This is a genomic window from Streptomyces sp. NPDC006643, from assembly GCF_042870175.1.
Lineage (GTDB): Bacteria > Actinomycetota > Actinomycetes > Streptomycetales > Streptomycetaceae > Streptomyces.
In genome coordinates this window covers 117,436-138,520 of the sequence record NZ_JBIAHA010000018.1, presented here as the reverse complement: position 1 = coordinate 138,520, position 21,085 = coordinate 117,436, and the positions used below count along the sequence as shown (strand labels likewise).

Sequence of the window (21,085 nt, the reverse complement as noted above, 5' to 3'; positions counted from 1 at the left end):
TCGAATGATTCTCGAAGAAGAAGGAGCCGTTCATGAGCCGTCCGCAGAACTTCGGGCCGAGCCGACGCAGTGTCCTGGGCGGAGCGGCCGGGCTGGCCGTCGCCGCGGGGCTGCCGTCCGGGACGGCGTTCGCGGGATCGGTCTCGTCCCCGGCCGACGAGGCCCGCTGGCGCGGACACGCCGCGCGGGTGACGATCACGCGGGACGACTGGGGCGTTGCGCATGTCGTGGGCGAGACCGACGCCGACGCGGTGTTCGGGATGATGTACACGCAGGCCGAGGACGACTTCAACCGTATCGAGCAGAACTACCTCGTCGCCCTGGGCCGGCTCGCCGAGGCCGAGGGCGAGAGCGCCATCTGGCAGGACCTGCGCCAGCGGCTCTTCCTCGACCCCGAGGAGCTGAGGAAGGACTACGCGAAGTGCCCGGCCTGGCTGCGCGCGCTGATGCGGGCATGGGCGGACGGACTCAACTACTACCTCGCGACCCACCCGGAGGTGCGTCCACGTGTGCTCGACCGGTTCGAGCCGTGGATGCCGTTGAGCTTCTCCGAGGGCAGCATCGGCGGCGACATCGAGTCGGTCATGCTCTCCCAGCTCGAAGCCTTCTACAGCGGCCGGGACGTGCCGATCACCGACGAGGAGCGCGGGCTGGTCCTGCGCGAGCCCACGGGGTCGAACGGCATCGCCGTGGCGCCGAGCCATACGCGCGACGGGCACGCCCTGTTGCTGATCAACCCGCACACCAGCTTCTTCTTCCGCGCCGAGCAGCATGTGACGAGCCGCGAGGGGCTCAACGTCTACGGCGCCGCCACCTGGGGGCAGTTCTTCATCTACCAGGGCTTCAACGCGCACACGGGCTGGATGCACACGACGAGTGGCGTCGACAACATCGACGAGTTCGCCGAGACGATCGTGACGGGCTCGGACGGTACGCGCTCCTACCGCTACGGCGACGAACTGCGCCCCGTCACCTCGAAGACGGTCACCCTGTCCTTCCGTACCGCGCTGGGCGGTCAGGAGACGCGCACCTTCACCACCCTGGCCACCCATCACGGCCCGATCGTGCGCGAGGCGGACGGCAGGTGGATCGCGTGCGCGCTGATGAACAAGCCCGTCGAGGCCCTCAAGCAGAGCTTCCTGCGCACCACGACGCGCGACTACCGGCAGTATCTGAAGGTCGCCGGGTTGAAGGCGAACAGCTCGAACAACACGCTCTTCGCGGACTCGAAGGGCGAAATAGCTTTCCTGATGCCGCAGTTCATGCCGGTGAGGGACGACCGGTTCAACTACCTCAAGCCGGTCGACGGCAGTGACCCGGCGACCGACTGGCGCGGTACGCACAGCCTGGACAGCATGCCCCGGGTGGTGAACCCGAGGAACGGCTGGGCGTTCAACACCAACAACTGGCCATGGACCGCCGCCGGCACGGACAGTCCCGACGCGGACGACTATCCGCGCTACTTCGACCGGGTGGGTGAGAATCCGCGCGGTCCGCAGGCGGTCCGCGTACTGACCGCGCGCGACGACTTCACCCCGCGCACACTGATCGAGGCGGCCTTCGACCCGTATCTCACCGCCTTCGCGCGTCTGCTGCCGGGACTCGTCGCCGCGTGGGACCAACTGCCGGAGCACGACGCGCGGAAGAAGAAGCTGGCCGGTCCCGTCGGCCTGCTCCGCGACTGGAACCACCGGTGGTCCGCGAAGTCCAAGGCGACATCGGTGGCCGTCTTCTGGGGTGAGGACATCTGGGCGCTCACCTCCCAGGCGGCGGCAGCGGCCGGGATATCGGTGTGGGACTACATCGCCGACCGTGCCACGGACGCGCAGCGGCTCGGTGCGCTGGAGACGGCGACGGACCGGCTGCGGCGGGGCTTCGGCACCTGGCAGGTGCCGTGGGGCGAGATCAACCGCTACCAGCGCAACGACGGTGCGATCGTCCAGGAGTTCAGCGACGCCAAGCCGAGCATCCCCGTGCCGTTCGCCTCCTCACGATGGGGCTCCCTCGCCTCGTTCGGGGCCAGGGCGTATCCGGGTACGAAGCGTTACTACGGCACCAGTGGCAACAGCTTCGTGGCGGTGGTGGAGTTCGGGCCGCGACTGCGCGCCTGGGCGGTGACGGCGGGAGGGGTGAGCGGACACCCCGACTCACCGCACTTCGACGACCAGGCCGAGCGTTACGCGAGCGGAAATCTGCGGCCCGTCCACTTCTATCCGGACGACCTCAGGGGCCATGTCGAGCGGAGGTACCGGCCCGGCAGGTGACGGACGCGCGCCCGGCGCCCGACCACGGGTGCGTGGTCAGGCATCCGTGGTCAGGCGCCCGTGGTCGGGCGCCCGTGGTCAGGCATCCGGAGCGGGCCGCCGGTCCCGATGGCGCCGGCCGGTCGTGAGCCGCGCCGCCGCGTCGTTCAGCAAGGTGTCCAGGACGACCGGGTAGGCGCTGTGTGTCATACGGCCGGCCAGCAGCCGGGCGGTGGCGGCGATATGGGGGTGGGTGTCGGCGGGGAGCCGGGCGTACGTGGAATTCCACATCTCCTCGTCCCTCTCGCGGGCCTCGTCGGTGAGGGCCAGCGACCCCGCGTCCAGGGCCGCGAAGGCCAGACTTGAGTCGATGAAGGCGTGGTAGACGCGTACGGCCGTCGCGTCGGGGAAGCCCGCGTCGCGCAGGACGCCGAGGATCACCTCGTCCACCGCGATCTCCCGGGGCCGGCCGGTGACCCTGCTGGCGGTCAGTACGGCGGCCTGCGGATGCGCCAGGTACGAGGAGTGAATGGCGAGCCCGAGGGCACGCAGGTCGGTCTGCCAGTGCCCGGTGGCCGTCCAGCCGTCCAGCGCCCGGCCCATGAGTTCCTCGCCGATGGCCCGGGTCAGATCGTCCATGCCCGCGAAGTACCGGTAGAGGGTGCTCGGGTCGGCGCCGAGGGCGGTGCCGAGCCGGCGGGCGGTCAGTCCGGTGCTGCCGTGCTCCCTCAGCACGCGTAGCGCGGTGCGCACGATCAGCGTCTCGGACAGTACGGAGCCCTGCCGGGTCGGACGGCGTCTGCGCCGCGCCGGCTCCGGCACCACCTGTTTCGGCATCGCGGTCCTCCCCGGTCTTATGCCAACACGGTTGACCTTAGCCGACGCCATCGCGTTGCATCGAGGCACCCGGCAGGCGCCCGTCTGCGGGAACGAAAGGTGTGCGACATGCGTGTACTGCTCGTGGGCGCGGGCGGCGTCGGAACCGCCGTCACCCGGATCGCGGCCCGCCGGGACTTCCTGACCCATATGACCGTGGCCGACTACGACCTCTCCCGCGCCGAGGCGGCCGTCGCCGCGCTGGACGGGCACGGGGACCGCTTCAGCGCGCTGCGCCTGGACGCGTCCGACGAGGAGGCGGTGCGCCGGGCGCTCGTCGAGGAGCGGTGCGACGTCCTGCTCAACGCCACCGATCCCCGGTTCGTCATGCCGCTGTTCCGGGCCGCCCTCGCGGCGGGCACGCACTACCTGGACATGGCGATGTCGCTGTCGTCGCCGCACGGCACGCACCCGTACGAGCGCTGCGGTGTGAAGCTCGGCGACGGGCAGTTCGAGCTGGCCGGAGAGTGGGAGCGCTCGGGCCGGCTGGCCCTGGTCGGCATCGGCGTGGAGCCCGGACTGTCGGACGTCTTCGCCCGGTACGCGGCCGACGAACTCTTCGACGAGATCGAGGAGATCGGCGTCCGGGACGGCGCCGACCTGACCGTGGAGGGTTACGACTTCGCCCCGTCCTTCAGCATCTGGACGACCATCGAGGAATGCCTCAATCCCCCGGTGGTCTACGAGAAGGAGCGCGGCTGGTTCACCACGCCGCCGTTCAGCGAGCCGGAGGTCTTCGACTTCCCCGAGGGGATCGGCCCGGTGGAGTGCGTCAACGTGGAGCACGAGGAGGTGCTCCTGATCCCCCGCTGGGTCGACGCGCGGCGGGTGACGTTCAAGTACGGCCTCGGCGACGACTTCATCGCCAAGCTCAAGGTCCTGCACGAGCTGGGCCTGGACTCCACCACCGAGGTCACGGTCCCCGGCCGCAACGGACCGGTCCAGGTCTCGCCCCGCGACGTGGTCGCCGCCTGTCTGCCCGACCCGGCCACCCTCGGCGACCGGATGACCGGCAAGACCTGCGCGGGCACCTGGGTCAAGGGCGTCAAGGACGGTGCCGACCGTGAGGTGTACCTCTACCACGTGGTCGACAACCAGTGGTCGATGCGCGAGTACGGCTCCCAGGCCGTCGTCTGGCAGACCGCCATCAATCCCGTCATCGCCCTTGAACTGATCGCCGACGGCAGCTGGGCCGGCAGCGGTCTCCTCGGCCCCGAGGCCCTGCCGCCCCGCCCGTTCCTCGACCTCCTCACCGCGTACGGCTCCCCCTGGGGTCTGCGCGAGGAGAACTGACGGCGCCCGGGGCGTGCACCCGTACGTACCGAGGTCAGGATCCGTCGGCTGACACGTGACGCGCCAGCTCGGCGGCGAGCCGCCGCATGACCGTCCGGTTGGCGCGCCGCATCGTGGCCCGGACGAGGGGCGCCAGCAAGCGGTCGGCGAGCGGGGCGCGCTCCCAGGCGTAGGTGAACGAGACCCGGCTGCCGCCGCCGCGCGACGATTCGACGGTGTAGGTGCCGTGGGCCAGCCGCCGGCCGCCCGCGCTGACGTTCCGTTCGACGATGCGCAGCGGCGGGTCGGCCTCGACGACCTCGATGGTGACGTCGGTCTTCCGGCCGCCCAGCGCCGCCGTGACCGTGGCACGCGATCCGATGCCACGGCCGGGGCCGCTGTAGCGCCATCCGGTCAGGTAGTGGTCGGTGAATCGCTCGTGGTGAGCCATGACATCGAGAAAGTCGTAGACCTGCTCGGGCGTCTGCGGAACGTCGATCGACACGGTGACGGACTTCATGTACCACACGGTACACACGCCATGTACCAATCGATACACTCGCGACGTGGTGAATACGGAGAACTCGCGTCCCGCCGGCAAGGCCACCCTCGGCGCGGACAGGGACCGGCGCTCCCAGCTGGTGAACGCGGCCGTCGACCACGTCGCGGCGCACGGCTTCGCGGAGCTGAGCCTGCGTGGCCTGGGCGACGCGATCGGCGTCAGCCACCGAATGCTCATCCACTACTTCGGCTCCAAGGAAGCGCTGCTCGTCGAGATCGTCCGGACGTCGGAGCAGCGCCAGCGTGATTTGCTGTCCCGGTTCCGACTGGACCCTGACCTCTCCCCCTCCGACGCCGCGAGGCTCCTGTGGCGGCAGCTGACGGATCCTCGACTGGCCGGTCAGGAGCGGCTCTTCTTCGAGATCTGCGGGCACGCGCTGCGGGGCCGCCCCGAAACCGGCCCCTTCCTGGAAGGCTTCGTCAACGGCTGGCTGGAACCCCTCGTGGCCACGGAGGTCGCCGCGGGCGCGGACCCGGCCGTGGCCCGGAACCGCGCCAGGCTGGGACTGGCCACCGTCCGCGGTCTGCTGCTCGACCTGCTCCTCACCGGTGACCGCGCCGGCGTCGACGCCGCGATGGAGGAGTTCCTCCGCCAGTACTACGGCCCGGAGTGACTCCGCTTCCGCGCATGCCGGACCGGCCTGTTCCGCCGGCCCGGGCCGGCGGAACAGCGGACGCCTTACGGGGTGTAGAGAGCCTCACTGCCATACAGATGCCTGGTGAACGCGGAGACATCGGCGCTGCGATCGGCGCCGTTGAGGTTGTACGTCAGGAAGACGCCGTACCCCTCACCGACGGTGCGGCGGGCGAGGTCGGCGACCGTGCTCTGCGAGGTCCGGCCGATCTCGACGGCCGCCGGTGACAGCTTCGACTTGGGCAGCGCGATGCCGGGGACCTGCCAGCTCCCGTAGTACGGGTTCCACGCGTAGTCGAACTTGGACGAGACGTCCACGCCGCCGTAGGAGAGCCGCGACGCCGCCGGACCGATGTTGTAGAGGCTGATGATCTTGTCCGGCATGTTCGCGCGCAGTGCCGTCATCAGGTGCACGAACGAGCTGTCGTTGGGCTGTCCGGTGCCGTTGGTGCCGTACTGGGCGTACTCGTCGTCGAAGTCGATGCCGTCGAGGCCGTACCTGGCCACGGTGTCCGACAGGCTCTTCGCGAACGCCGAAGCCGCCGCCTGGCTCGGGAAGTTGGCGAAGCCCGCGCCCTGATGGTTGCCCAGCACCGAGAGGACGACCTTGATGCCCTTCTGCTGCAAGGGCCGTATCTCCGTGGCGGCGTTGTCGAGGACGCGCTGCACGTTCTCGTTGAAGTGCAGATACGCCGTCTTCGAACCCGTGTCGTAGTTGATGTTCGCCGCGAAGATCACGGCGACGTCGAAGACGTTGTCACCGCCGCCGGCGAGGGTGTACTTGCCGACGTTCAGCATGCTGTTGTTGTTCACCTCGACGTACGCCACCGAGATCGGCCCCTGTTTCGCCGGAGCGGGACCTGGATCGGGAGCCGCCGCGGCCCCGGTCGTGGCGGTCGCACCGATCGCGAGGGCCACGACGGCCGAGAGCGCGAGCGCGGCCGTCCGTACTCTTCTCCGTACCAGAGTGAGCATCGTTGATCGGTCTCCCCTCGGGGTCGGCGCCCGGCCTGTTCGACAGGCCGAGTGAGCCCTCCGAGTTTTCCGCCCCCGCGACCGCCCTCCCGGAAATCCCGCCCGAACTCTCACGACTCCCACGCACGTCCCACCGCAATCAAGCCTCGGTGTACGGGAGTTGGCCACATACAGGGCCCGTCCGCACATCCGGCGGCGTGACCGTCCCCCGACCGCGCCGAACCCGATCAAGACACGGGCACATCCACCCTGTTCGCCATATTGACGACCATTCACCGCCCAGGGATGATCTGAGAGCGCTTTCTGTCGTGGACATGATCAGGAGGAAACCTGATGTCGCCCACCCGATGGCTCGCCGGCGTCGTTCCGCTCACGCTCGTCGGCGCACTTGCCCTCGGGCAGATGGCGACCGGCGCCGAACTCGCCGCAGCGGGAGCCCGGGTGACGGGCGATCAGCCGTCCACGCTCGGTCGCCCTCTCGTCGGCGGGGCCGACCCCAGTGTCATCAAGGTCGGTGACCTCTATGTCTCCGCCAAGTCCGTGGACGGTGGCATCGCGGTGCGAACGGCGTCCACCCTGGAGGGCGTCGCCACCGCGCCCAAGCACCAGGTGTGGCGGGACTCGGGCAACCTCGGCGAGGTCTGGGCGCCGGAGATCGTGCACCACGACGGTCAGTACCGGATCTACTTCGCCGCCGGCCGGGGCGCGGCCCACCGGACGTACCACATCAGCTCACCCAGCCCGGACTCCGGCTACTCCCCGGCCACCAAGGTCGCGCTGCCCGACGACAAGTGGGCCATCGACGGAGCGCCGTTCACCTTCGGCGGCCAGCGCTGGTTCGTGTGGTCCGGCTGGTCCGGCGACACCAACGTCGAGCAGAACCTCTACATCGCCCGGATGAGCGGCCCCACCACGACCACCGGCGGCCGTCATGTCATCTCGCAGCCGCGCGAGCCGTGGGAGCGGGTCGTCGGCAACCCGTACATCAACGAGACCCCGCAGCCCGTCGTCGACCCCGACGGGCGGTTGCACATCGTGTACTCCGCCAACGGCAGTTGGAGCGACAACTACTGCGTCGCCGACCTGCGACTGCGGGCCGGTGGCGATCCGACGTACGTGTGGGACTGGTACAAGAGCAACGGGTGCCTGTTCGGCTCGCACGCCGCGACCATGATGGCCGGCTGGGATCCGACGCTGAACGTCGACGGCCCCGGCCACCCCACGTTCGTACTGCCGCGCGGCGACGCCGCCGCGGGACCGCCGTCCGGCAACCGGTTCCCGACCATGTTCCACGCGGTCGCCAAGGGCACGCCGTACTCGTGGGCCAACCGCTACTGGTACACCGGCACGGCCGTCTGGTGGGGCAGCACCACATATCGCCGGGCCAATGTCCCCGGCGCCACCACCAACGTCGGGTACGGCCTCAAGTTCTTCGAATGACGCCCCTTGCCGGCCTCCGGCCTTCCGACCACGCACTGACCGCCATCAGCGCCTCTCGCGAGTAGGAGTCCACCCATGTTCGACCCGCTTCCGCTGTCCAGACGCCGCTTCCTCGGCGCGACGAGCGCGATCGGACTCGCCGGTGCGATCGGGGCCATGACGACGGGCACCGCGTCGGCGGCGGACGGCACGAGTGTCGTACCGATCAACTGGGCCGATCTGGGCTCCTATTCGGGGGCGGACGAAGCCGGCACCCGGGTGACGGCCATCCTCGCCGGGAGTGCCCGCCATCTGATCGGCCCCTGGTACGCCGCGACCTACACCCGCTATCTGCCCGACGGCTACATCGACCTCAGAGGTACCGACGAGCGCGCCGTCCGGCTGCCCGCCATGGCCGCGGTCGCCGCCACCACGGCCCTGGTCACACGGACGTACGACCCCCGGACGCTCTCCGCCGCGAACGCCACCATCCGGACCCGCAATCTGATCCGGACCCTCGCCGCCAGACACGGGGCCAACAACACCAACGCCGGGACCCGTTGGGGCGGCGGCTGGCAGACCGCGCTCTGGGCGTACTACACGGCGCTGGCGGGCTGGCTCTTCTGGGACCAGCTGGACGCCACCGAGCGCGATCACATCGTGGCGATGCTGGTGTGGGAGGCGGACCGGCTCACCACGGGCGACGCCGTCCACCTCATCGGCACCAGTGGTGATCAGCTGTACATGACGCGCCGCGACGGCACCGTCGTCACCCCCGGGGACAGCAAGGCGGAGGAGGACAACTGGAGCGCCGCCGCGCTGTCGCTGGCCGCCACGATGATGCCGGAGCACCCGAGCGCCATCCGCTGGACGCGTCGCAATGTCGAGCTGCTGCTGGCGGCGGCGGCCAGACCGGCGGACCTCACCGGCCGCGAGACCATCAACGGCGTCCGTCTGTCCACCTGGCTGCGCGGGACGAACATCGCGGACGACGGGACACTGGAGAACCACGCACGGCTGCATCCGCTGTACATGGTGGCCTTCGACCAGAGCCTGTACCAGGGCTTCGTCTTCGGCCTCGCGAACCGGGCGGCGCCGAGGGCGGCGCTGCACAACATCAAGCAGACGTACGCCGCCCTGGTCGACAAGCAGTTCCCGCTGCCCGGCGGCGGCACCAGCGCCATCTACCGTCCGGGGTCCGCCGAGATCTACTACCCCGAGGGCAACGACTGGGGTACGCACTTCCCCTTCTACTTCGGCAACTTCGACCTCCTGGTCTCACTCACCGGTCAGGACCGGGGCATCACGCCGCGCGCCGCCGAGTGGGAGCGGCTGCACAACACCGACCAGCTCGCCCTGATGTCCCGGTTCACCGACGGCCGGACCTACGGCCCCGAGGGGGAGAACACGTACTACGGGCGCGAGCACCGTATCGGCGCCATGGCGGGACAGATGTATCTGACGCTGTTCCTGGCGCGCAATTCGACGGGCAACCGGCTGATCTGGCGGTGAGCGCCGGCCGGCCCGCGCCTTCTCGGTGGCCGAACCGTGCCGATCACCGCCCGGTCGGCGCCCTCCCGGCGGCCGGGCCCGGGGGCGCGTAGGGGGCGTGAGCTGCCTGTACGCTGCGAGCATGCAGCCGTCCGCCCCCTCCTCCCCGGCTGGTTCCGCACGGTCGGACCGCCCGGCCCCCGCCCAGCGCGGACTCCTGACGGAGCGCATCGCCCGCCAGCTGGAACACGACATCCGGTCCGGCGAGATCGCCGTCGGGACGAAGCTCCCCTCCGAGCGCGAGCTGGCCGCCCAGTTCGGTTCCAGCAGGAATGTCGTACGCGAGGTGCTGCGGCGGCTGGAGGCCCAGCATCTGATCGAAGTCGCCCCGGGACGGGGCTCCTTCGTCCGTGAGCAGTCCTCGGGGCAGGCCAGGGGGTACGACGCGCTGTACCGGGCGGGGCGACCGACCGTCCGGCAGCTCATCGAGGCGCGGATCCCGCTGGAGGTCGAGATGGTCCGGCTGGCGACCGAGCGGGCCACGGACGAGGACATCGCGGCGATGCGGTCCGCGCGGGACGCCCTGGAGTCGGCGACCGATGTCGTCGTCAAGGCCCAGGCCGACATGGACTTCCACGACGCCGTGGCGGTGGCGAGCAAGAACCCGGTTCTGCGGATCATGCTGTCCTCTATCAGCGGGATGATGTTCGAGATGATGCTCCGCTCGAACTCCGACCCGTCGATCGGTGAGCCGGGTGTGCCGCACCACCCGGAGATCTTCGAGGCGGTCGAGGCACGGGACGTGGAGCTCGCCTGCGCGCGGATGCGGGAGCATCTGATGCTCGGGCTGCGTACGTACGGGCCGGATCTCGACGTTCAGGTCGACACCATGGCGCGCAACCATATCGAGACGCTGCTGGGCCAGACCGAAGGGCGCCAGGGCAGCGGCCGAACCGGCGATTAGGCCGGACATGGGTCCGGAAAACTTCCTCTCAGGGCTGGTCGACGTGGCTCTTCTGCTGTTACGGTCCCGTCTGAACCAACTGGTCCTACCAGTTGGACCAGGCCGGTCGGGACCGGCACATGACGACATGCACACGCACCATGCGACACACACGCACCACGCGACACCGTGGAGAGACGAGGACGAGGATGTCCACGAGCAGCCAGCCACTGAGCCGGCGCGCCTTCGGCAGACTGGCCGCGGGGGTCGTGGGGGCCGCCGGGCTGGGGGCGCTGAGCGCCTGTTCGACCGGGGGCGGGAAACCCTCGGCCGACACCCCGTTGCGGATCATGGCGATCAACCATGTGTGGTCCCAGGCGATCCAGCGCCGGGTCAAGGAATTCGAGGAGCTGATCGGGCGCCGGGTCTCCATGACCCTGCTCACCGCCGACCAGCTGGCGAGCAGCTACAACGTCAAGCTGAACGCGTCGGGCACCGATGTGGACGTGATGATGGTCCGCGCGCTCCAGGAGCAGTTGCTCTTCGGTCACAACGGCTGGCTCGCCGACCTCAGCGACCGGGTGGCGGACACGGACTTCGACTGGCCGGACTTCCAGAAGGCCCCGCGCGAGGCGTCCACCACGGCGGGGAAGGTGCTGAGCGTCCCCGTGGTGACCGAGCGCCCCGCGCTCTACTACCGCAAGGATCTGGTCGAGGACCTCGGCGGGCCGCCGCCCACCCTGGACGCGCTGATGGACGCCGCGCGGGAACTCACCCGCAAGGACAAGGGCTTCTACGGCTATGTCGGGCGCGGCCAGCGCAGCGGCGCCGTGTCCCAGTGGTCGAGCTTCCTCTACTCGCACGGCGGTGACTTCGTCGTTCGCGGGAAGTCCGGCATCGGCAGCCCGGAGGCGCTCGCCGCGTACGAGTACTACGGCGCCCTGCTCGCCGAGGCGGGCCCGCCGGGGGCGACCAACATGAGCCTCGAACAGGCGATGCCGATCTTCGCGCAGGGCAAGGCGGCGTTCTACATAGACGCCGACGCGATCTACAGCAGCTTCCTGGACCCGAAGGTGTCCCGGGTGCGCGAGACCATCGGCTTCGCGCCCTTCCCGGCCGGGCCGGCCGGCGCCCGGCCGCACAACATCCCCTCGTGGAGTCTGGGCATCAACGCGTTCTCCCTGCTGCGCGACGACGCCTGGGAGTTCATCCGGTGGGCCGCGGGTCCCGAGATGTCGACCGCCCTCCAGTCGGACGGCATACCCGGCGCCCGCTCGTCGGTGTGGTCCGACCCGAAGACCCTGGCGTCCTTCCCGCCCGACCTCGCCGAGGCCATGCGGCTCAACGCGGAGCGCGGCCTCGGCTACGACCGGCCTCGGGTCCTCCAGGTCGGCCGGGCCAGGGACATCGTCGGCCGCCCGCTGGTCGCGGGCATCCTCGGCGAGTCGGTACCACCGGTCGCGCGTGACGCGGACGCGGAGTTCGCCGAGTTCCTCGTACGCGACAACCGCCACAAGGAGTCGTGATGTCCACCACCGAGATAGCCACGGGCGCCACGGATTCCCGCCCGTCGGACACGAAGGCGCCCCGTGCGCGCCGGCCGCGCACCTTCGAGCAGGCCAACCGGCGGCTGAAGTGGGCGATGCTCACTCCGGCGCTGCTCTTCGTGGGCCTGATGATCGTCTTCCCGCTGGCCTTCACGCTCGACCTCAGCCTGACCGACGCCTTCGGCGCGGTGAACGCCGACAAGGCCCATATCGGCCTGCGCAACTTCACCGAGGCGCTGGGCGACACCCGCAGGTTCTGGCCGGCCGCGCGCCGCACCCTGATCTTCACCGTCGGCGCGGTGCTGCTGGAGACGGTGCTCGGGCTCGCCCTGGCGATGCTGATGCGCAAGTCGTTCCGGGGGATGCGCTGGGTGCGCACCGTCCTGATCATCCCGCTGCTCACCACGCCGGTCGCGATCGGCATCCTGTGGCTGCTGATCCTCGACCCCACCAACGGCATCGCCAACCATCTGCTCGCCGCCGTCGGCCTGCCCCGGCAGGAGTTCCTCGGCTCGGTCAGCCAGTCGCTGCCGACCCTGATGCTCATCGACGTATGGCAGTGGACACCGATGATGACGCTGCTGCTGCTCGCCGGGCTGACCACGCTGCCCGAGGAGCCGGAGGAGGCCGCCCTGGTCGACGGGGCGAACAGCTGGCAGCGGTTCCGCCACATCATCCTGCCGATGCTCGGCCCGACGCTGGCCGCCGCGCTGGTGCTGCGTGCCGTCGACGCGCTGAAGACCTTCGACATCCTCTACGCCACCAAGGGCCCCGGCGGCGGTTCGGACTTCGAGGTGGAAACCCTCAACGTCTACGCCTACGGGCTCACCTTCGACTACCAGGAGTACGGACTGGCCGCCGCCGTCCTGGTCCTGTTCACGCTCTTCATCATCGGTGTCGTGGTGCTGCTGCGCCGCCGTGGCGGAAGGAAGAACGCATGAGTGCCACCGTCTCCCCCGCCGCGCGCCGCCCGGCCGGCCCGACGCCTCGCCGGCGCAGGAACTGGTCGTGGCTGCGCGGCACCGCCATCGCGCTCGTGACGCTCGTCTTCGCGCTGCCGATCGTGTGGATGTTCGCCGCGGCCTTCAAGACCAACGTGCAGGTCACCGACCCGTCCGTGGGCTTGTGGTTCAGCCCCACCCTGGACAACTTCCGCGGCATCGTCGAGGACGGGCAGATCCTGCGCTCGATGGGCAACTCGCTGCTGATCGGGCTGATATCGACGGTGCTTTCCGCCCTCATCGCCGTACCGGCCGCCTGGGCGGTGGGCCGGTTCCAGATGCACCGCACGGGCTCCCTGATCCTGGTGGCGCGCATCGTCCCGGCGATCTCGCTGCTCGTCCCCTGGTACTACCTGTTCGCGCAGATGGGTCTCGTCGGCTCCTACACGGTGCTGGTGCTGAGCCATATGTTCGTCTCCGTCCCGCTGATCATGTGGATCATGATCAGCTTCTTCGCGGGGCTGCCGGTCGAGCTGGAGGAGGCCGCCCGCACCGACGGGCTGAGCGCGTTCGGTGCCTTCTGGCGCATCTCGCTGCCGCTCGCCGCACCGGGCACCGCGACCGCGTCGCTGCTGGCGTTCGTCTTCAGCTGGAACAACTTCATGTTCGCGCTGGTCTTCGCCGACGACAGTACGCAGACAGTGCCGGTGGCCCTGTTCAACTTCATCTCGTACGCGAGCACCGACTGGGGCGGGCTGATGGCCGCCGCGACGCTCATCACCGTGCCGGTCGTCCTGGCCGCCGTCGTCGGACAGAAATACCTGGTGGCCGGGTTGACCTCCGGCGCCTCCAAGGGCTGACCACACACGCTCCCGGCCCCCGACCTCCGACCTCCGGAAAGAGAACACACGCATGAAGATCGTCGACGCGAAGGTCGTCGTCACGAGCCCCGGCCGCAACTTCGTCACCCTGAAGCTGACGACCGACGAGGGTCTCACCGGCCTCGGCGACGCCACCCTGAACGGCAGGGAACTCGCCGTCGTCAGCTATCTCACCGACCATGTGGCACCGCTGCTCGTCGGCCTCGACCCGCACCGCGTCGAGGACACCTGGCAGTCGCTGTACCGGGGGGCGTACTGGCGGCGCGGACCGGTGACGATGGCCGCCATCGCCGCCGTCGACGTGGCGCTGTGGGACATCAAGGCGAAGGCCGCGGGGCTCCCGCTCTACCAGCTGCTGGGCGGTGCCAGCCGGGAACGCGTCGGCACGTACGGCCACGCCAACGGCCGGGACATACCCGAGCTGCTCGACTCCGTACGCGCCAGGCTGGCCGAGGGCTACCCCGCCGTCCGTATCCAGTCCGGCATCCCCGGTCTCAAGGCCGTCTACGGGGTGTCCGACTCGGACGACACGGGTGCGCCGGTCCTCCACCAGCAGGCCCGGCCGCTGGTGGAGGACTGGGACACCGCGGCCTATCTGCGGCACATCCCGGCCGTGTTCGAGGCGGTACGCGCCGAGTTCGGCGCCGAGCTGCCGCTGCTCCACGACGCCCACCACCGGCTCACCCCGATCCAGGCCGCCCGGCTCGGCAAGGACCTGGAGCCCTACCGGCCGTTCTGGCTGGAGGACTGCACACCCGCCGAGAACCAGGAGGCACTGCGCCTGGTGCGGCGCGGCACCACCACACCGCTGGCCATCGGCGAGGTCTTCAACACGGTGTACGACTACCAGACCCTGATCACCGAGCAGTTGATCGACTACGTACGGTCTGCGGTCACCCACTTCGGCGGGGTCACCCCGCTGCGCAAGCTCTTCGACTTCGCCGCCCAGTACCAGATCAAGAGCGCCGTGCACGGGCCGGAGGACATCTCCCCGGTGGGGATGGCCGCCGCCGTCCATCTCGACCTCGCCGTGCACAACTTCGGCATCCAGGAGTACTCGGGCCATACCTCGCTCACCAAGGAGGTGTTCCGCCACGCCTACACCTTCACCGACGGGCATCTGCATCCGGGCGAGGCCCCCGGTATCGGTGTGGAGCTGGACGAGGAGCTGGCCGCCGCGCACCCGTACGCCCCGGCGTATCTGCCGGTCAACCGCCTCCACGACGGGACCGTCCACGACTGGTGAGCCGGTCGCCGTGCGCGAGCCGGTCGGGGCCGTGGCCGGGCGAGGTCCGTGAGCCGGGCGCGGTCAGCGTCTGCGCGCGAGGTCAGCGTTTGCGCGCGAGGGTCAGGCCGTCCGCGATTGGCAGGAGCACGGACTCGACCCGGTCGTCGGCGCGGACGTGCGCGTTGAACTCGCGGACCGCCAGGCCGCTGCCCGCCGCGTCGGCGCGCGCCGCGTCGCCGCCGTACAGCACATTGTCCGCGAGGAGGAGTCCGCCCGGACGTACACGCGGGACGAGTTCGTCCCAGTAGGCGCGGTAGCCCGGCTTGTCGGCGTCCAGGAAGACGAGGTCGATCAGGGGCTCCGCCGGCAGGGACCTGAGAGTGTCGAGGGCCGGGGCGATCCGCAGATCGATCCGGTCCTCGACCCCGGCCTCGCGCCATGCCTCCCGCGCGATGGAGGTCCACTCCGTGGAGACGTCACAGGCGAGGACACGGCCGCCGGGGGCCAGCCCCTCGGCCAGCGCGAGGGTCGAGTAGCCGGTGAAGGTGCCCACTTCCACGATGCTGCGAGCGCCGGTCAGCCGGGCCAACAGGGTGAGCAGGACGGCCTGTTCGTGCGGAACGCGCATCGCGGCGGGCCCGCCGAGCGCCCGGGTGCGGGCGATCAGCCTTTCCTGGACGGGAGTTGGCGGCTCCGCCTGGGCCAGGACGTACTCGTACACATCAGGGGTGAGGGCGACGGTCTTGATCGCGTCCGCGCGGCTGCTCATGTCGTCAGTCCTTCGGGAGGAGTTGGAGGAGGCGTGGGAAGTGGCGCCCGCAGGGCCACGGGCGGCGGCCCAATTGTGCCTCGCGGGCGGCGCGGCACCGAGGACGCCGGTGCGCGCGACAGGACGCGTCGTACGGCGCCGATCCCCCGGCCGGCATGGTGCCACTTAGGTTAGGCTAAGCTAATGATCCACGGGTGGTCAGGGCGCGGTGGCGTGTCGGCCGAGGAACACACTCCGGTGCTTCGCCGGGCCGCACGCAGCGGCAGGGTCCGCGCAACGGACGGTCTCCGGCGCGGACTTCTCGCGTACCGGGAGCCGAAGAACGCGCAACTCCCCCGCGGGCGCCATCGACCGGACACCGGAACGTGGCCCGTCGAACATGACACGCCGACACACTGCACGACGGCACGACGGCACGACCGCGGCGGGTCTCACGACGGGCCACACGACCGACCTCACGACCGACTTCACGAGAGACGGAAACCATGACGGAACGGGCCACCGTGGCCGGGGCGAACGGCTGCGCCGACGGGGCGATCCTCCGTCCGTCGCCGACCCGCCCGGAGACAGTCGATCCTCGCTCCGCGACGGCCGGGGAGCTGCGGGGCAGCGCGGTTGTCGTCAAGTTCGGCGGCAACGCCATGGTGGACGAGAGTCTCCAACTGGCCTTCGCCCAGGACATCGTGGAGCTGTGGCGCGCGGGACTGCGCCCTGTCGTGGTGCACGGGGGCGGGCCGCAGATCAGCGCGATGCTCGACCGGCTCGGGCTGGAGACCCGGTTCGAGGCGGGTCTGCGGGTGACCACTCCGGAGACCATGGAGGTGGTCCGCATGGTGCTGTCCGGCCGGGTCCAGCGGGAGTTGGTCGGCCACATCAACGCCCATGGCCCCTTCGCCGTCGGGATGACGGGCGAGGACGCGCACACGCTGACGGCCGTGCGGCGGCCGGCGTGGGTGGCCGGGCGGCCGGTGGACATCGGCCTGGTGGGCGACATCGTGGAGGTGAACCCGGGCATGGTGCGCACGCTCCTGGAGCGGGGGCACATCCCGGTGGTCTCGCCCGTGGCGCGCGGCGCGGACGGACAGGTCTACAACGTCAACGCGGACCTCGCGGCGTCGGCGCTGGCCGTCGCCCTGGACGCCGCGCGCCTGGTGATACTCACCGATGTGGCGGGGCTGTACGCGAACTGGCCGCACAGCACCGAGGTGATCGGGCATCTGACCGCCGACGCGCTGGACGATCTGCTGCCGGGTCTCGCGAGCGGAATGCTGCCGAAGATGGAGGGCTGCCTGCGGGCCGTACGCGGTGGCGTGCGCAGGGCGCACGTGCTCGACGGCCGCGTACCTCACGCGGTACTGCGGGGCGTCCTCGACGAGATCAGCCCCGGCACCACCGTCACAGACTCCGCCTGAGGATTCGCGCGTCACGCCGGGGGTCCAGCGCCGCCGCCCAGGACGGGGGCGCCAGCCGGGCGGTGGTGGGCACGAAGCCGTGGCGGAGGAACAGGCCGCCCCCGCCGGTCGTCGCGGTGAACAGCGCTCCGAGCGACCGGTCGTGCGCCACGGCCAGCGCGGCGCGCAGCAGCCCGGCCCCCGCCCCGTGCCCCTGCCGGTGCCCGGCCACACAGAAGTTGTAGAGAACGCCCACGGGTCCCCGTCCCTCCCCCGGTGCGCCCGGGTACACCCGCAGTCCCACACAGCCGTCGAGGGTGCCTCCGGGGACCTCCGTCACGAGAAAGTCGGCCGCGTGGGTGGCGTACAGCGAGGCGGGCCGCTCACGCAGCGCCCCCGAGCGGGCGAAGGGCCGGGAGAGTTCGGCGAGTGCGGCGGCGTCCTCCCGCCGGGCGGTGCGCACGACGAGTGCCGACGTGCGGAGCGCGTGCGGCCGTGGGGCCTGCGGCTGGAGGGGGTGCGACTGGGGGGCGTGCGACTGGGGGGCGTGCGACTGGGGGGCGTGCGACTGGGGGGCGGGGCGCGGCGTAGCCGTGATCAAGGCTTTCCTTCCTCGGTTCCACGATCGGAGGACGGCTCGGCGCCGTGGCACTCCGACGAGACAAACGAGATTAGGTTAGCCTTACCTTACTTCCAAGTCCAGTCGGGGAGGCTCCTGTTGGACCGCCACCTCGACGCCGTCCACATAGGTGGCCACCACCTCGATGTCCCCGATACGCGCGACGTCGACCCGTCGGGGGTCGTCGCCGAGTACGACCAGATCGGCGGCCTTGCCCGGGGTGAGGCTGCCCAGGGTGTCCTCCCAGTGGCAGGCGTGGGCCCCCGCCACCGTATAGGCGCGCAGGGCCTCGTCGACGGTGACGCCCTCGTCCGGGCCGATCACCCGGCCCGACTCGGACGCCCGCTCGACCATGAACTGGATCGCCCGCAGCGGGGATCCGTCCGTGACAGGGCGGTCGGAGCTGCCGACGAGGGGGATGCCGTGGTCCAGGAACGCCCTGCCCCGGTAGAGCCACGGCGCCCGCTCCGCGCCCATGACCGCCGCGTAGTCGTCCCCGAAGTAGCGCAGGAAGCTGGGCTGGACGACCGCGCTGACGCCGAGTCGGGCGAAGCGCGGGAGCTGGTCGGGGCGGATCAGGCCGGCGTGCTCGATACGGTGCCGGGCGCCGGGACGCGGCCGAAGATTCTGGGCCCGTTCCAGAGCGGTCAGGGCGAGGTCCGCCGCACGGTCGCCGATCGCGTGGACGGCGAGCTGCCACCCGGCGAGATGACCGGCCACGATCGTGTCCGCCAGGACCTCCGGGTCGTCCTGCAACTGGCCGGTGTGGTCCAGCCCTTCGTACGGCCGGCTGAGGGCCGCCGTACGCGCCATCATGCCGCCGTCCGTGTAGACCTTCAGCGCGCCCACGGAGAGACGGTCGTCGCCGAACCCGGTGCGCAGACCGAGATCCAGGGCCCGCGGAATGCCGTCGTCCCGGTGCGCGGCAACCGGGCCCAGCCGGTCGGCGGCCACCATGAGCTGCACGCGCAGCGGCAACAGGCCTTCCTCGCGGGCGAGTTGGTAGGCACCCAGCTCGACCGGGCTGTGCCCGAAGAGGGCGCCGCCGATGCCCGCCTCCGCGCAGGCGGTGACGCCCTCGGCCAGACAGGTCCGGGCGGCGCGCCCGATCGCCTCGGCCAGCTCCCGCTGGGAGTGAGGCAGGCGCAGTGCGCGGGCGGCGCCCATGGCACCTTCGGCGAGGAAGCCGTCCTCGTGCGGGACGCCGGCGGGGAGCAGATCGAGGACGGCGGAGTTGACGACGCAGCCGTGTCCGGAGTCGTGCAGCAGGAACACCTTGTGCCCCTGGCTGACCGTGTCCAGTTCGGCGGCGGTCAGATGACGGCCCAGGGCCCGCTGGTCGTAACCGGCGATGCTCAGCCAGCCGCCGGTCGGGCCCGCGCGGACGGCGGCTTCCGCCACGACGGCCAGCGCGTCCTCGATCCGCGTACGGCCCGCGATGCTCACGGTGTCCGCCTTCAGCCCCGTCCAGGCGAGATGCACATGGGCGTCGACGAACCCGGGCAGCACGGTGGCGCCCTGAAGGTCGATCACCTCGCGCGCGGGCAAGGAGGTCACGGCCTCGTCCAGGCCCACGATCCGGCCCCGCCAGATGCCCAGGTCATGGGCGACGGGGTGGTCCGGATCCATGGTGAGGAAGCGGGCGTTGGTCAGTCTGGCGCAGAGCATCGGCGGTGCCCCTCCGGGATGCCGGCCGCGGGGGCGGGGTGCGCCGCACGACCGGGCGAGGTCACACGTCCGTGGACGCCGCGAGGGATCGGGGACGCAGATCGGTCCAGTTGGCCTCGACGTAGTCCAGGCACGCCTGTCGGGTGTTCTCCTCGAAGACGATCGTCCACCCCCCGGGCACCTCGGCGAAGGACGGCCAGAGCGAGTGCTGCCCCTCGTCGTTGACCAGGACCAGGAACCGGCCTTCGGGGTCGTCGAACGGGTTGAGGGGGGTGGTGCTCATGGTGCGTGCCTCCTCGGGGCCGACGGCGCGCGGGTGAGCGCACCGCCGGGGTGTGGATCGGGAGCCGGATCGGGATGAAAGGAGAGACCACGTTAGGTTAGGCTCCCCTAATCAATGGCGAGCTTAGCCTTTCGCCTTCCCTCTCACAAGGAGACGTTGATGCCCCTCGCGGCCGACCGGGAGCACGCCTTCGCAGAGTTCGGACTGTCCGGCGAGCCCGGCACCGACGCGTTCTGGGCGGCGGCGCGGACACCGGCGTCGGTCCGGGCCGACGACGGGGGCTGGCGCACGCTGTTCCTGTGGCGGGGATCACCGGCGAGCATCGAGTTCGAGAGCGGGCCGGAGCCGACTCCCCTGCGCCGGTGGGCGGATTCGGACTGCTGGTACGCCGAAGTGCCCCTGCCCGCGCGGCTACGGGTGACCTACCGGCTTCTGGCGGACGGCGCCACCTACGCCGACCCGCTCAACCCGGTCGCCGCCGGCGGTGACCGCTCCATCGCCGCGACCCCCGACGCCCCGGACCAGCCGCACTGGCCCGCCGTCGGCGCCGACGACGTCCTGCCGCTCCCCCGCGTACGGCTGCGCTGGAACAGCGAACGGCTCGGTGGGCGGCGTACCGTACGCGTCCACCCGGTGGGCGGCGGCGGACCGGTGGTCCTGCTGCTCGACGGGGACGACTGGCTGTATCTGCACCCCGCCATGACCGCGTTCGACTCGGCCGTCGCCGCAGGCGACCTGCCGCCCGTCACCCTGGTCTTCCTGCCGGCCAAGGACAGGGAGGCCGAGTTCGGCTGCCGGCCGGAGCTGTGGGAGGCGGTACGGGACGAGTTGCGCCCGCTGGTGACCGAGAGCGGCGTACGGGCCGACTGGGACCGGCTGGTGGTCGCGGGGCAGAGTCTCGGCGGGCTGAGCGCGCTCCACGCGGCCCTTCAATTCCCGGAGTTGGTGTCCCGCGTCGCCTGTCAGTCGGCGTCGTTCTGGTGGACACCCGACGCCACGGGGCTGCCGGACCCGCTGGGCGGCCCGGTCGGCGGGACCGTCGCCGCGCTTCTGCGCGAGCGGCGCCCCGAGCTGTCCGGGCTGCGCTGCGCGTTCGACGTCGGGGAGCACGAGACGCGGATGCTGCCCCACTGCGAGGTGACCGAGGCTCTGGTCGCGGAGGCCGGTGCGACCGTGCGGGTCTCACGGTCGCCGGCCGGCCACGACCGGGTGAGCTGGCGGCACGCCCTGCTCAGGGATGTCGCCTGGGCGCTCGGCTGACCAAAGGCCCAGGCCGCACGGTCGGCGCGTCACCTCGTTCGACCCCAGCACCACGGCTGACAACGTCCGTCGCGTCACCACGTC

Annotated in this window: 19 protein-coding genes; 12 read left to right on the top strand and 7 right to left on the bottom strand. The window is 70.7% G+C overall.

Going from position 1 to position 21,085, the window contains the following annotated elements; all coding sequences use genetic code 11:
- Positions 1-32 precede the first annotated feature (32 nt).
- A complete protein-coding gene (locus ACFYNU_RS24255) occupies positions 33-2,264 on the top strand; it encodes a penicillin acylase family protein (RefSeq protein ID WP_356585271.1) in 2,232 nt (743 codons plus the stop codon).
- Positions 2,265-2,342: 78 nt separating this feature from the next.
- On the opposite strand, the gene ACFYNU_RS24250 is transcribed toward ACFYNU_RS24255, so the two are convergent.
- A complete protein-coding gene (locus ACFYNU_RS24250) occupies positions 2,343-3,080 on the bottom strand; it encodes a TetR/AcrR family transcriptional regulator (protein ID WP_356585270.1) in 738 nt (245 codons plus the stop codon).
- 108 nt (positions 3,081-3,188) lie between these two features.
- Here ACFYNU_RS24250 and ACFYNU_RS24245 point away from each other — a divergent pair, with 108 nt between their 5' ends.
- The gene (locus tag ACFYNU_RS24245; protein ID WP_356585269.1) at positions 3,189-4,412 is read left to right on the top strand and encodes a saccharopine dehydrogenase C-terminal domain-containing protein; all 1,224 of its coding nucleotides are present in this window, start codon (positions 3,189-3,191) and stop codon (positions 4,410-4,412) included.
- Between the two features lie 34 nt (positions 4,413-4,446).
- On the opposite strand, the gene ACFYNU_RS24240 is transcribed toward ACFYNU_RS24245, so the two are convergent.
- The gene (locus ACFYNU_RS24240) at positions 4,447-4,911 is read right to left on the bottom strand and encodes an SRPBCC family protein (protein WP_356585268.1); all 465 of its coding nucleotides are present in this window, start codon (positions 4,909-4,911) and stop codon (positions 4,447-4,449) included.
- A gap of 46 nt (positions 4,912-4,957) precedes the next feature.
- On the opposite strand from ACFYNU_RS24240, the gene ACFYNU_RS24235 reads away from it, so the two are divergent.
- Positions 4,958-5,566 carry a TetR/AcrR family transcriptional regulator gene (locus ACFYNU_RS24235; protein ID WP_356585267.1) on the top strand — a complete coding sequence of 203 codons (609 nt, stop codon included), beginning with the start codon at positions 4,958-4,960 and terminating at the stop codon, positions 5,564-5,566.
- Positions 5,567-5,631: 65 nt separating this feature from the next.
- Here the strand turns inward: ACFYNU_RS24235 and ACFYNU_RS24230 are convergent, their stop codons facing one another.
- Positions 5,632-6,561, bottom strand: a complete 930-nt coding sequence (locus tag ACFYNU_RS24230; RefSeq protein WP_356585266.1) for an endo-beta-N-acetylglucosaminidase H — start codon at positions 6,559-6,561, stop codon at positions 5,632-5,634.
- Between the two features lie 333 nt (positions 6,562-6,894).
- Here ACFYNU_RS24230 and ACFYNU_RS24225 point away from each other — a divergent pair, with 333 nt between their 5' ends.
- From ACFYNU_RS24225 to manD, 7 genes are all read left to right on the top strand, one after another.
- Positions 6,895-8,001: a glycoside hydrolase family 43 protein gene (locus tag ACFYNU_RS24225; RefSeq protein WP_356585265.1), complete on the top strand. Its 1,107-nt coding sequence runs from the start codon at positions 6,895-6,897 to the stop codon at positions 7,999-8,001.
- Between the two features lie 75 nt (positions 8,002-8,076).
- On the top strand, positions 8,077-9,492 hold the full coding sequence (locus tag ACFYNU_RS24220; RefSeq protein ID WP_356585264.1) for a twin-arginine translocation signal domain-containing protein: 1,416 nt from the start codon (positions 8,077-8,079) through the stop codon (positions 9,490-9,492).
- A gap of 121 nt (positions 9,493-9,613) precedes the next feature.
- Positions 9,614-10,435, top strand: a complete 822-nt coding sequence (locus ACFYNU_RS24215) for a FadR/GntR family transcriptional regulator (RefSeq protein ID WP_356585263.1) — start codon at positions 9,614-9,616, stop codon at positions 10,433-10,435.
- A 188-nt stretch (positions 10,436-10,623) separates the two neighbouring features.
- Positions 10,624-11,940: a sugar ABC transporter substrate-binding protein gene (locus ACFYNU_RS24210; protein ID WP_356585262.1), complete on the top strand. Its 1,317-nt coding sequence runs from the start codon at positions 10,624-10,626 to the stop codon at positions 11,938-11,940.
- Positions 11,940-12,902, top strand: a complete 963-nt coding sequence (locus ACFYNU_RS24205) for a sugar ABC transporter permease (RefSeq protein WP_356585261.1) — start codon at positions 11,940-11,942, stop codon at positions 12,900-12,902. The genes ACFYNU_RS24210 and ACFYNU_RS24205 overlap by 1 nt, the downstream gene beginning before the upstream one ends.
- The gene (locus tag ACFYNU_RS24200; RefSeq protein ID WP_356585260.1) at positions 12,899-13,762 is read left to right on the top strand and encodes a carbohydrate ABC transporter permease; all 864 of its coding nucleotides are present in this window, start codon (positions 12,899-12,901) and stop codon (positions 13,760-13,762) included. The genes ACFYNU_RS24205 and ACFYNU_RS24200 overlap by 4 nt, the downstream gene beginning before the upstream one ends.
- A gap of 52 nt (positions 13,763-13,814) precedes the next feature.
- The gene (manD, locus tag ACFYNU_RS24195; protein WP_356585259.1) at positions 13,815-15,029 is read left to right on the top strand and encodes a D-mannonate dehydratase ManD; all 1,215 of its coding nucleotides are present in this window, start codon (positions 13,815-13,817) and stop codon (positions 15,027-15,029) included.
- Positions 15,030-15,111: 82 nt separating this feature from the next.
- Here manD and ACFYNU_RS24190 read toward each other — a convergent pair whose 3' ends face one another.
- Positions 15,112-15,780, bottom strand: a complete 669-nt coding sequence (locus ACFYNU_RS24190) for an O-methyltransferase (RefSeq protein ID WP_356585258.1) — start codon at positions 15,778-15,780, stop codon at positions 15,112-15,114.
- A gap of 641 nt (positions 15,781-16,421) precedes the next feature.
- Between ACFYNU_RS24190 and argB the strand changes: the two genes are divergently transcribed.
- The gene (argB, locus tag ACFYNU_RS24185; RefSeq protein WP_356585411.1) at positions 16,422-17,192 is read left to right on the top strand and encodes an acetylglutamate kinase; all 771 of its coding nucleotides are present in this window, start codon (positions 16,422-16,424) and stop codon (positions 17,190-17,192) included.
- Here the strand turns inward: argB and ACFYNU_RS24180 are convergent.
- From ACFYNU_RS24180 to ACFYNU_RS24170, 3 genes are all read right to left on the bottom strand, one after another.
- Entirely contained in the window at positions 17,176-17,634 is a 459-nt protein-coding gene (locus ACFYNU_RS24180; RefSeq protein WP_356585410.1) for a GNAT family N-acetyltransferase, read from the bottom strand. The genes argB and ACFYNU_RS24180 overlap by 17 nt on opposite strands.
- Positions 17,635-17,853: 219 nt before the next feature.
- A complete protein-coding gene (locus ACFYNU_RS24175; RefSeq protein ID WP_356585257.1) occupies positions 17,854-19,458 on the bottom strand; it encodes an amidohydrolase in 1,605 nt (534 codons plus the stop codon).
- Between the two features lie 61 nt (positions 19,459-19,519).
- Positions 19,520-19,741 carry an MbtH family protein gene (locus ACFYNU_RS24170; protein WP_356585256.1) on the bottom strand — a complete coding sequence of 74 codons (222 nt, stop codon included), beginning with the start codon at positions 19,739-19,741 and terminating at the stop codon, positions 19,520-19,522.
- 159 nt (positions 19,742-19,900) lie between these two features.
- Here ACFYNU_RS24170 and ACFYNU_RS24165 point away from each other — a divergent pair, with 159 nt between their 5' ends.
- Positions 19,901-21,001, top strand: a complete 1,101-nt coding sequence (locus ACFYNU_RS24165) for an alpha/beta hydrolase-fold protein (RefSeq protein WP_356585255.1) — start codon at positions 19,901-19,903, stop codon at positions 20,999-21,001.
- The last annotated feature ends 84 nt before the right edge of the window (positions 21,002-21,085 follow it).

Coding starts and splice junctions, on each gene's coding strand:
- ACFYNU_RS24255 (WP_356585271.1), top strand. CDS start 33: ATGAGCCGTCCGCAGAACTTCGGGCCGAGCCGACGCAGTGTCCTGGGC.
- ACFYNU_RS24250 (WP_356585270.1), bottom strand. CDS start 3,080: ATGCCGAAACAGGTGGTGCCGGAGCCGGCGCGGCGCAGACGCCGTCCG.
- ACFYNU_RS24245 (WP_356585269.1), top strand. CDS start 3,189: ATGCGTGTACTGCTCGTGGGCGCGGGCGGCGTCGGAACCGCCGTCACC.
- ACFYNU_RS24240 (WP_356585268.1), bottom strand. CDS start 4,911: ATGAAGTCCGTCACCGTGTCGATCGACGTTCCGCAGACGCCCGAGCAG.
- ACFYNU_RS24230 (WP_356585266.1), bottom strand. CDS start 6,561: ATGCTCACTCTGGTACGGAGAAGAGTACGGACGGCCGCGCTCGCGCTC.
- ACFYNU_RS24225 (WP_356585265.1), top strand. CDS start 6,895: ATGTCGCCCACCCGATGGCTCGCCGGCGTCGTTCCGCTCACGCTCGTC.
- ACFYNU_RS24220 (WP_356585264.1), top strand. CDS start 8,077: ATGTTCGACCCGCTTCCGCTGTCCAGACGCCGCTTCCTCGGCGCGACG.
- ACFYNU_RS24215 (WP_356585263.1), top strand. CDS start 9,614: ATGCAGCCGTCCGCCCCCTCCTCCCCGGCTGGTTCCGCACGGTCGGAC.
- ACFYNU_RS24210 (WP_356585262.1), top strand. CDS start 10,624: ATGTCCACGAGCAGCCAGCCACTGAGCCGGCGCGCCTTCGGCAGACTG.
- ACFYNU_RS24205 (WP_356585261.1), top strand. CDS start 11,940: ATGTCCACCACCGAGATAGCCACGGGCGCCACGGATTCCCGCCCGTCG.
- ACFYNU_RS24200 (WP_356585260.1), top strand. CDS start 12,899: ATGAGTGCCACCGTCTCCCCCGCCGCGCGCCGCCCGGCCGGCCCGACG.
- manD (WP_356585259.1), top strand. CDS start 13,815: ATGAAGATCGTCGACGCGAAGGTCGTCGTCACGAGCCCCGGCCGCAAC.
- ACFYNU_RS24190 (WP_356585258.1), bottom strand. CDS start 15,780: ATGAGCAGCCGCGCGGACGCGATCAAGACCGTCGCCCTCACCCCTGAT.
- argB (WP_356585411.1), top strand. CDS start 16,422: ATGGTGGACGAGAGTCTCCAACTGGCCTTCGCCCAGGACATCGTGGAG.
- ACFYNU_RS24175 (WP_356585257.1), bottom strand. CDS start 19,458: ATGCTCTGCGCCAGACTGACCAACGCCCGCTTCCTCACCATGGATCCG.
- ACFYNU_RS24170 (WP_356585256.1), bottom strand. CDS start 19,741: ATGAGCACCACCCCCCTCAACCCGTTCGACGACCCCGAAGGCCGGTTC.
- ACFYNU_RS24165 (WP_356585255.1), top strand. CDS start 19,901: ATGCCCCTCGCGGCCGACCGGGAGCACGCCTTCGCAGAGTTCGGACTG.